The 1,563-nt window shown below is 73.4% G+C and carries 1 protein-coding gene; it reads left to right on the top strand.

Annotated elements, in window-relative coordinates; genetic code table 11:
- The first annotated feature begins 67 nt into the window (after positions 1–67).
- Complete coding sequence (gene purD, locus DCI01S_RS16395; protein WP_061230201.1) at positions 68–1,324, top strand: phosphoribosylamine--glycine ligase; 1,257 nt, start codon at positions 68–70, stop codon at positions 1,322–1,324.
- Positions 1,325–1,563: the final 239 nt, after the last annotated feature.

The raw sequence follows: 1,563 nt of genomic DNA, 5'->3' as shown, positions 1-1,563 counted from the left end.
CTAGCTAGAGACCGCCTCGATCCGGGCCCGATCGAGGCGGCGCGGGCGCGACGCTACTGTAGGCGCTGTGCGCATTCTCGTGATCGGTTCCGGTGCCCGTGAGCACGCCCTCCTCGTCGCCCTCGCGGCGGACCCCGCGGTGTCCGAGCTGCACGCCGCGCCCGGGAACCCGGGGATGGTGCAGGCGACGTGTCACGCGGTCGCGGTGACCGACCCCGTTGCGGTGACCGCCCTGGCCCGGAAGATCGGTGCCGACCTCGTCGTGATCGGGCCCGAGGTGCCGTTGGTGGCCGGCGTCGCCGACGTGCTGCGGGAGGCCGGCATCCCGGTCTTCGGCCCGTCGGCGGAGGCCGCCCGCATCGAGGGCTCCAAGGCGTTCGCCAAGGACGTGATGGTGGCCGCGGGTGTCCGGACGGCGCGGGCCGAGATCGTGGACTCGCCCGCCGACCTCGACGAGGCGCTCGACAGGTTCGGCCCGACGTGGGTCGTCAAGGACGACGGACTGGCCGCCGGCAAGGGGGTCGTGGTGACCCCCGATCGTGCGGCCGCCCACGCCCACGCGCTGGCCTGCCTCGACGACGGCCACCCGGTGCTGCTCGAGTCCTTCCTCGACGGCCCCGAGGTCTCGCTGTTCTGCCTCGTCGACGGGGAGACGGTCGTCCCGTTGCTGCCCGCGCAGGATCACAAGCGCGTCGGGGAGGGCGACCGCGGACCCAACACCGGCGGCATGGGCGCGTACACGCCCCTGCCGTGGCTGCCGGCGGGGATGGTCGACAGGATCGTCGCCGAGGTCTGCGAGCCGGTCGCCCGCGAGATGGTGGCCCGCGGCTGCGGCTTCTCGGGCCTGCTGTACGCCGGCCTGGCGATCACCGCCGAGGGCCCCGAGGTCGTGGAGTTCAACTGCCGTTTCGGCGATCCGGAGACGCAAGCCGTGCTGGCGCTGCTCGAGTCGCCCCTGGGCGAGACGCTCCACGCCGTGGCCACCGGCCGGCTCGCGGAGCTGCCGCCCCTGGTGTGGCGGGACGGTGCCGCCGTGACCGTGGTGCTGGCCGCCGAGCACTACCCGTCGACGCCGCGCCGTGGTGACCTCATCGAGGGCGCGGAGCAGCCGGGTGTGCTGCACGCGGGCACCGCTCGCGACGCGGACGGGCGCCTGGTCTCCGCCGGCGGCCGCGTCCTGTCGGTCGTCGGCACGGGCCCGGATCTGGCCGCCGCGCGCGCCGAGGCCTACCGGATCCTCGACGGGGTGGACCTGCCCGGCGGACACTTCCGCCGCGACATCGGTCTCGCCGCGGAAGAGGGACGCATCAGCGTCCCGGGCTAGGAGACTGCTGAACAAGGCGCTATTGGGGTTGGCGGTCGTGTGAGCGGCGGGCCCGGGCGTCACCGGTGGGATGGCGAGCGGCGTTTTAGGTGAGCACTCTGGGTGCGACGACCGAGGGCCTTCGGTCCACTTGATGTGATTATGCGCGGTCTCACCGGCCATCGGCGAGAGGCGGCTCCCCTAACTGCTGGTCAGGCCAGGGCCCAAGCTCCGTTCTGGTGGGTCAGGCCCATGGCTAG

Source organism: Dietzia cinnamea NBRC 102147 (assembly GCF_001571065.1).
Classification (GTDB): Bacteria; Actinomycetota; Actinomycetes; order Mycobacteriales; family Mycobacteriaceae; genus Dietzia; species Dietzia cinnamea.
This window is presented reverse-complemented; position numbering and strand designations above follow the sequence as displayed.